Genomic DNA, 7,739 nt, shown 5'->3' with positions numbered 1-7,739 from the left:
ATCTATACCTGGCATAAACCCTTTCTGTGATACCAGAACCTGTACCTCGCCATCTAATTCATCCTTCAACATTTTCAAAACCACTTTATGTGCAGCAGGATTATACCATTTTTCCATTCCCAGCTGCTCATAAATTTTGTAGATTCCCAATTTCTCAGTACGCTTGCCTCCGCTTCCATCTCCCATCCAGAAATCATCAAGTGTGACCCTGCTGGCTAAATGTTTAAGCTTTTTCGGAAATTCGCGTGAACAAGGTAACAATGGTGAAATGGTTGCCTGCGTTAACACACCTGCTTCGGTTATTTCCTTCAACGCGTTCATCCTCGCAGGAATGGGAGGTGCTGAAGGAGCAAAGGCTTTTCTGATTTCTTCTTTGTCCGTTTCTATCGTCATCGAAATTCTGATTTTGTCGCCGAATTGTTTAAATAGGTCGAGATCCCTCTTGACCAACGGTGACCTTGTCTGGACGAACAGGAAGTCAGGCTGAACCTCGAGCATTACCTCAAGCAGGCTTCTTGTGAGCATAGTTTTTGCCTCGATTGGCTGATACGGGTCAGTTGCAGAAGACATGAAAATGGTTACAGGACCTTTTTTCTTAGCCTTGATGAGTTCCTTTCGCAACAATTCAGCTGCATTTGCTTTAATATCAACCCATGTTCCCCACTCCTCTTCCCGGAAAAGTGAAACTGGAAGCTGTCTCACATAACAATAACTGCAGCCAAAGGCACAGCCAGCATAAGGGTTGAGCGAATAAGAATACTCATTCAACAGCCCCCTCCCCGGAGTCAGGATGCTTTTGGAAAGAATATCATTGATACTCAGCTTCAAGCACATCACCAGCTTTCAGTAATTATTCTCCCTACATTATAACAACACTTCAACGCATTAACTCATTGGGGGTCTGACCCCCAGTGCTTTAACGCATCACCTCGTTGGGGGTCTGACCCCCAGTGCTTTAACGCATCACCTCGTCGGGGGTCTGACCCCCAGTGCATTAACGCATCACCTCGTTGGGGGTCTGACCCTGGCTGATTGAGACGGAAATCCTGTTCCAGCAGGATCTTTTGTTCATGACACTACTGGAAGTGGAGCAAAACCTGGATTTATGTACTTATTTAAGGATGAGTATTTGGCAGTTAAACCTGCTGAACTTGTCCAAAACCGAATGATAAAGCTGTTGGTTTAGATGAGGATAAGGGCGGCATGCGCACTGAAAGCGGAAAGAAGGGAGAAGGGGCTTCCACCAAATGCATATGGATATTAATTAATTGATGGAAGCAGCCCTTTTTTATAGAAGAAAGCAACTAGATTCATTGCATACTGCGGTACTTTTTTCGGAAAACGCTTATGCCTGTAAAATTTGTAAAAAGCTATTTTCAGGTCATCCCACTGAGAGCATTTTTTTGTCTGGCGAAATCGTGCCACATCAATCAGCCGGACATCGCCTTCTGGAGTAACTATGATATTCCTTAAGTGGATATCAGAGGGATTCAGACCTTTTTCTCTTGCCAGCTGCAAGGCGTTATCTACTTCCTTGATATGTTCACTGGCTATTGGAATCCCTTTAACCAAACAATTAAATAGTGTCGTTCCCTGAACATAATCCATGACGAGATAATTTCTTCCTGATTCGTGCATTGCAGGAAAGAATGGATTGCCCTTGAGCTCTTTATAAATCGCCGCTTCTTCAGCAGCAATCCTTTCAAAAGGCGGAAAGAAAACCTTCAGGACAAGGTCTGTTCCACGGATTTTGAATGCAAACGCACTACGGCCCTCACCAATCAGCTGCAAACGATCATCCTTCTCCGCCAGTACCACCCTCGAACCCTTCATCATATAAACAACACTACTCGCTAAATCTCCATACAAACTCAACGATTTCCCTCCTCTCACAGGAGCAGACCCCCGCGCTTCACCGCATTACCTCGTCGGGGGTTTGACCCCCAGCGCATTAACGCATTACCTCACCGGGGGTCTGACCCCCGGTGCTTTAATGTGGTAAATCATCTGTCCACTACTTTGATCATGTCTTCGTCCCAGCTTTCTACGCCTTTTTCGAAGGTTAATTTTGTCTTAAAGTGATATGAGATTGCCTTGGTTGTGACGGGTACATCGATGGGCAGCTTGAATGAAAAAGGGACTTTATCTGCTTCTTCTGACCCTATCTTTGTTTCAACCTGAATGGCTGTTGTATCAATGACTTCTTCTGCTCCAGTCTTTTCGTCTACCATGACGAGGGCGCAGTCAATTTGCTTAAGATGCTGGTCAATCGTTCCGCCTTTAATTAAAAATTGGCCATTCACCGATTCTCCAGGCTTTAAAACATCCTTCTCCAATATAAGGTCAATTTGTGCCGACCCGACGCCAAGCAATGACATATACTTTCTTAATAACATCTGTGTTCCTCCATATTATTTATTAATCTATTTCTTCGGATTAGCGTATTTCTCATCCAATCGCTTTTCAATCTTCTCCAGCATTTGCTGGTCCATTAAAAGCTCTTCTCTGTTCTTTTTTACCAATTCATTGAATCGAATTTGTTTTTTCTTCATATCTGTCACACTCCAATACTAAATTTATGTTACTTATTGTGAAAATGCCTTATCCGAAATAAAAAAACCTTCACCCACGACGGTGAAGGTTTTAAAACAAATAAAGACCTTCACCAAAATTGGCAAAGGTCTTGCTAACAACGAATGAATGTTGCCAACAAAGCCGGGAGAAATCTCCGTAATGACGACCTTGTTGTAAAAGCTACTCCCCTTTAGGAGAACTATTTAAATTTATAATTTCATAATACATGACATCGTTAAATTCGTCAAATGAAGAGGCTCAAACAGAAGTATATAAATCCACTTTTCCTACCTTTTATCCGTGATCTGTATAGGCTCAGGCCACTTTACTTCCCGTTCTTGCCTTTGCCGGAACCATCATCACCACTTTTATCTCCTTTGTCATCACCTTCATCATCATCTTCTTTAGAATGATCGTTTTTCTTATCTTTAGCTTTCTTAGCTTCCTCTTGCTGCTTTTCTTCGTTCTTCTTAGCCTCTTCACGTTTCTTTTCTTCAGCCTTTTTCGCTTCTTCTTGTTTCTTCTCTTCTTCAGCTTTTTTAGCTGCTTCCTGCTTTTGTACTTCTGCTTTCTTAGCTGCTGCAGCTTTTTGCTCTTCTGCCTTCTTAGCAGCTGCAGCTTTCTTCTCATCTGCTTTCTCTGTTGCCGGCTGGGCAGCAGTCTTTTTCTCAGTGCTCTTTACTGTTTTTACTCCTACTGCTTGTACAGTCGTTTGTTCAACGGAAGCTGTTTCGGCAGCTCCATCCTCTGTACCCGTATCTCCTGGCTGTTCTGATTCAGTTTCAGTGCCTTCTTCAACCGCGGCATTTCCATCCTCAGCTCCAACTTCACCGGACTCTGTTTCTTCTTCCGTCAATTCATCTTCGGCATCTTCCTCGTCAGAGACCTGTTTCTTTCCAGATGCGAGTCCTTTCATCTGCGAAGGATGAACGCCAAGCTGTTTGGCTGCTTTTCCAAAGCCAACCTTTTCTTCTGTATAAATAGCAGCGATTTCCTCTACTGTTTTGCCTGATGCTTCTGCGAGCCAGAAAATCTGCGCAATTTGCCCGTAGCCAAGATCATCTTCACGAAGCTGAATGACCATTTCCTGATCAAGCCCCTGCACTACATTCGCAACAATCTTTGCCTCTTCCACAGCTTCTTCCAGTTCTTCCTTTAGTACATCTTCAACATTCTCAGCAAGTTCATCTTGTACTTCAGCAACATCCCCTAATTCTTCGGTGAGTTCATCTGCACCTTCAGAATCCGTTTCTTCTTCAACAATTACTTCAGTAACCTTTTCCTGAGCTTCATCAAGTGCTGCTAAATATTCTTCTAATGCTTCTTTTACAAACTCATCTTTCTCTTCCTCTGACATCGCGGCGGCTTCTGCAAGTCTCTCGCTGGCAAAATCGAGCAGCAGCTGTGCTTCTTTCTCGTCATCGAAGGTCAATAATAACTTTAATTCCTCGAACAATTGATCAAAGGTAAATAAAAACTCGTCAGGTGTCGTACCTGGGGCAGTTGTTTCAACTACCTCATCGGCCGATACGGTCGTGCCAAAGGCAAGCACCCCTGTCAAAACTGCTGTTGTTAAAAGTCTCTTCATCTTTTTTCCCCCATTTTAAATGTTTGAATTAAAATCGATGGAAAATAAAAAAGTGCTGCCCGAAGAACAGCACACACGCATCTGCTATGTGAATCTTCGGCAACTGGCTGGCATCGTCTCTATGACATTAGCCCCTGTAGCTTTGCGTCCCCTGGTTTCCCTGGGTTTGCCATTATCGGATTTTAATTCTACCTTCATCTTACTTTTTCGACAGAAAAAAAGATATAGAAATTTTTAATGAATTCTCAAAATCCCTACTTAGCTTCCTCGCCGAACTTCCCTTCATGATAATCCCGGTAGGCCTGGCGGATTTCTTCCATTGAATTCATAACGAATGGGCCGTAGGCAACTACTTCCTCCTTAATGGGTTTGCTCGAATAAACTAAGACTTTTGAGCGCTTGTTTGCTTTCAGCAATAGTTCACTTGGGCCAGCGCCGCCATCATTGAAGGTTAATGTTGCCGCCGACGATTTTTTCAGGTTGGTTTCGCCGGTTCCTGCCATAATGTCGCCAGAAAGAACATATAGAAATGCATTATGCCCCTCTGGAAGTTCGTACGAGTAGGCTGAGTTCTCTGATAGGCTAATTTCTGAGAGTGCGAATGGCACCAATGGTTCAAGCGGTCCTTTTATCCCCGCTGTTTGGCCTGCGTACACCTTAATTGAGCCACCATTAAATTGGACGGTTGGTGCTGTCTCAGAATACACATTTTGATAGGAAGTTTTTGTGCTCTTTAACTCTTTAGGCAGGTTCAGCCATAGTTGCAGAGTATGAGCAATGTCGTGATCAACTGCCTCTTCCGCATGTCTCGCTCCAGACCCGGCATTCATATACTGAATATCCCCAGCTTCAAGAATGCTGTGGCCGCCATGATTATCTATATGCTCAAGCCTCCCATCTATCACATAAGTTATCGTTTGGAAACCACGGTGCGGATGATCGGAAAAAGTCCCGCGCTTGAACCAGTCCTCTGCCATAAGGATAAAAGGATCTAACTCCCTCCATCTCTCAGGATTCAATATAAGTCCCATCTGGACATGCGGAAAGTCTTTTTCTTCATATTGAACAGTCCAATGATCTTTGATATCTCTTTGGAACATGATTTACCCCTCCTTTGTTGGCCCTTGTCCAATTCTTTTTAGTCATCATCATGAGACAGCGAGCTTATTAACTTTGCCATTATATTATAATGCAGATTGCTTACTTTTAGTAAGTTAAAGCATGAGTGGCTGTTTGCTTTAAAGTGCATTGAATGATTAATGAGCAATGATAAATTCCAGCCTACAAATCTCTGCTCTCAATTTTCTTTCTTAAAAAAATCTTTGTTATATAACCAATCAAAGTTCGGACAAATTGACTAATAATATGGTGCAGGAAGTGGTCGACAATTCAAGTAAGTTTGTCTTCTTAAATAAACGGGTAGTTACTCTTTAAGCAACTATCTAATAATAAGGAGCTGTTATTCATGATACTGAAAAAGAAATTAATAGCAAGCGGGTTGGCACTAAGTGTGATTCTTGGCGGACTAACAGCATGTGGTGATGGCGTTGACCAGGATAATGGCCCAAGTGATGGCGAACAGCAAGATGAAATGGATGATGAAAACGAAAATTAATAGTCTTATAAAATAAAAATAAGCAAGGAGCTAAAATAGTCATTTTAGCTCCTTGCTTATTTTATTGAGAAACTTCTTCATCTATAATTAGAAAAATCTACAGCCATGAAACCTCAGCATCAAGGTTATCCATTTTAATTTTCATAAGTGAAAAGGTATTGTGTATCGTTAGTTTCCTTGAAAACTTGTATGTAACATCCTTTGAAGAAAGAAAACGTTTGGCTGATATCACGTGTTTAAAGCTCCCTAGTTTAAGGGAGCTTTTTTAAGATAATGATATCTTTTAGGCTGACATTATATTATAATTTTAGAAATATTTTGAAAAGGTGTGATGATCGTGGAGGATTGTTTTGATGGCAGCAAGCATGCTGGTGAGATAACATCTCGTTCGATTATAACTTTGTTTGTCGTCTATACTGTTCAGGGTGCTGGGCATATCATGAGCCAAAGGCGGTCTTAAATCAATATGAAAAAAGAGTATGAATTTAGCTGGATCGGAAGCCAAAATACTTTTGTCGATACCATAAGCGTTGAACAATTTGGCCAAGTTATTGTTGGCCGCTACGGTGGAAACTCCTCTGCAGGTCAATATAAGAATGAGGATGCCTGCTTGTTATTGATTGATCAAAAACAAGATTGGGAGTTTGTCATTCTTTTAGATGCTCATAATTCCGCTGAAAGCGCGGAATTGATTGTCAAAACCTTTGAACGTCGAAAAAACGAGATAAAAGAATGTTTATCCCTTAAACCAGATCAGGCATTCATCAGCCTTGAAAAAATGGTGCTAAATCTTTTTCAAAGCAAAGAATTTATGGCTGAATGCAGTAGCGTTAAAGGGGAAACCGCCTGTTTAATCGCCGCAAGGAAAGGCAGGTACTGCTGGTGGTTCTCGGTTGGAGACTGTATTTTATATTTGCATCACCCTGAGTTAACCGCCTTCGGTCAGCATCAATTAAATCAAAGGCAATTTTATGAGTGGATTGGACAAGTAAACACTTTTGAGATGCCAGTCCCGTGCTACAGCACCGGCAGAAAGGAACTGCGTCAGGGCATTAATCATCTTTTCCTGACAACCGACGGTTTAATAGAATGCCCAGGTGAACGATTCTCCATTCCACAGGACATTTTCCGGGTTTTCTCAAAGTCTTCTAATGAAGAAAGTGTAGTAACGTTATTAAAAGGAATTCAGGAAGACAACGTTCGTGACAGTACAACAATTGTGTCCTGGATGGTGAATGTAACCGAGAAAGCTACCTTGGCCAGCAATCAGTAAAATCGCATACATGCAAGGGTTCATATATAACGGATCAGTTTTGAGGCAAATCGCAATTAGCGGCTGATTTCACAAAGAATCAACACCTGGTTTAACAAACAAATCAACATAATAGATAGCAATAAAATTGCTCAGGGCGTAAAAGCTCTGAGCAATTTTCTGTATATGCTTATTCAGCGAAGCTGCCCGTGAGTTGAATAAGCAAGATAAAGTTAACTTCCGTATTCTTTTTTATTGGAAATCAAGCTTTTGGAGGAGACAATCCAATGAATAATAAATCTTTTTCATTCAAGTGGTTATCCTGCCCCCTTAACTACGAAAACTAACTAATTAATTATTGTTAATTCAATGTTTAACAACCATCTGTCTATTGCTGACTTAGGATAATAAACTTTACCTTCAATCTCTATATGTGGGATTTCACTTTTAAAGCTGTCAGGTCCATTTGTTATTTTCGTTAGTTTTTGAACTTCTTCAATACTGATTCCTAAGTAGTTTGCTACCTCAGATTGAGTAAATAATTGAGCAGTTTGAACTGGAGCACCTGATTCATTAGTCGGTCTATCATTTAGACCGTTGGATATTAGCCAACAACCAACAACGAAACACAAAGCAAAACTAAAAATTGAAAATGCAACTAAGTTATTTTTCATTCTTATTCCCCCTTTTTTCCTTCAACTTTCTCCTTG

10 protein-coding genes and 1 riboswitch are annotated in these 7,739 nt (G+C 41.3%); of the genes, 3 read left to right on the top strand and 7 right to left on the bottom strand.

Features of this window, described 5'->3' with window-relative positions; translation table 11 throughout:
- From WB217_RS16365 to WB217_RS16340, 6 genes are all read right to left on the bottom strand, one after another.
- Window positions 1-834: SPL family radical SAM protein (locus tag WB217_RS16365; RefSeq protein WP_423994331.1), on the bottom strand; the 834-nt coding region annotated here is incomplete at its 3' end.
- Window positions 835-1,260: 426 nt separating this feature from the next.
- Entirely contained in the window at window positions 1,261-1,875 is a 615-nt protein-coding gene (locus WB217_RS16360; RefSeq protein ID WP_423994330.1) for a protein kinase family protein, read from the bottom strand.
- Window positions 1,876-2,003: 128 nt separating this feature from the next.
- Entirely contained in the window at window positions 2,004-2,396 is a 393-nt protein-coding gene (locus tag WB217_RS16355) for a sporulation protein (protein ID WP_423994329.1), read from the bottom strand.
- 27 nt (window positions 2,397-2,423) lie between these two features.
- On the bottom strand, window positions 2,424-2,552 hold the full coding sequence (locus WB217_RS16350) for an FbpB family small basic protein (protein WP_423994328.1): 129 nt from the start codon (window positions 2,550-2,552) through the stop codon (window positions 2,424-2,426).
- A 347-nt stretch (window positions 2,553-2,899) separates the two neighbouring features.
- Entirely contained in the window at window positions 2,900-4,162 is a 1,263-nt protein-coding gene (locus tag WB217_RS16345) for a DUF5667 domain-containing protein (protein ID WP_423994327.1), read from the bottom strand.
- 95 nt (window positions 4,163-4,257) lie between these two features.
- Window positions 4,258-4,343: riboswitch (cyclic di-GMP riboswitch) on the bottom strand.
- A gap of 73 nt (window positions 4,344-4,416) precedes the next feature.
- Window positions 4,417-5,262, bottom strand: coding sequence for a pirin family protein (locus WB217_RS16340; RefSeq protein WP_423994326.1), 846 nt, complete (start codon window positions 5,260-5,262; stop codon window positions 4,417-4,419).
- Window positions 5,263-5,627: 365 nt separating this feature from the next.
- Here WB217_RS16340 and WB217_RS16335 point away from each other — a divergent pair, with 365 nt between their 5' ends.
- The 3 genes from WB217_RS16335 (at window position 5,628) to WB217_RS16325 (ending at window position 7,050) form a co-directional block, all read left to right on the top strand.
- Complete coding sequence (locus WB217_RS16335; RefSeq protein ID WP_423994324.1) at window positions 5,628-5,777, top strand: hypothetical protein; 150 nt, start codon at window positions 5,628-5,630, stop codon at window positions 5,775-5,777.
- Window positions 5,778-6,114: 337 nt separating this feature from the next.
- Window positions 6,115-6,237, top strand: a complete 123-nt coding sequence (locus WB217_RS16330) for a hypothetical protein (RefSeq protein WP_423994323.1) — start codon at window positions 6,115-6,117, stop codon at window positions 6,235-6,237.
- Between the two features lie 6 nt (window positions 6,238-6,243).
- Window positions 6,244-7,050 carry a protein phosphatase 2C domain-containing protein gene (locus tag WB217_RS16325; RefSeq protein WP_423994322.1) on the top strand — a complete coding sequence of 269 codons (807 nt, stop codon included), beginning with the start codon at window positions 6,244-6,246 and terminating at the stop codon, window positions 7,048-7,050.
- Window positions 7,051-7,376: 326 nt separating this feature from the next.
- Here WB217_RS16325 and WB217_RS16320 read toward each other — a convergent pair whose 3' ends face one another.
- Complete coding sequence (locus WB217_RS16320; RefSeq protein WP_423994321.1) at window positions 7,377-7,703, bottom strand: helix-turn-helix domain-containing protein; 327 nt, start codon at window positions 7,701-7,703, stop codon at window positions 7,377-7,379.
- Window positions 7,704-7,739 lie beyond the last annotated feature (36 nt).

Source organism: Mesobacillus sp. (genome assembly GCF_049588175.1).
Classification (GTDB): domain Bacteria; phylum Bacillota; class Bacilli; order Bacillales; family Cytobacillaceae; genus Mesobacillus.
This window is presented reverse-complemented; position numbering and strand designations above follow the sequence as displayed.

Excerpts from the sequence above, each read along its gene's own strand:
- WB217_RS16320 (WP_423994321.1), bottom strand. The coding sequence starts at position 7,703 with ATGAAAAATAACTTAGTTGCATTTTCAATTTTTAGTTTTGCTTTGTGT.
- WB217_RS16340 (WP_423994326.1), bottom strand. The coding sequence starts at position 5,262 with ATGTTCCAAAGAGATATCAAAGATCATTGGACTGTTCAATATGAAGAA.
- WB217_RS16350 (WP_423994328.1), bottom strand. The coding sequence starts at position 2,552 with ATGAAGAAAAAACAAATTCGATTCAATGAATTGGTAAAAAAGAACAGA.
- WB217_RS16355 (WP_423994329.1), bottom strand. The coding sequence starts at position 2,396 with ATGTTATTAAGAAAGTATATGTCATTGCTTGGCGTCGGGTCGGCACAA.
- WB217_RS16325 (WP_423994322.1), top strand. The coding sequence starts at position 6,244 with ATGAAAAAAGAGTATGAATTTAGCTGGATCGGAAGCCAAAATACTTTT.
- WB217_RS16345 (WP_423994327.1), bottom strand. The coding sequence starts at position 4,162 with ATGAAGAGACTTTTAACAACAGCAGTTTTGACAGGGGTGCTTGCCTTT.
- WB217_RS16335 (WP_423994324.1), top strand. The coding sequence starts at position 5,628 with ATGATACTGAAAAAGAAATTAATAGCAAGCGGGTTGGCACTAAGTGTG.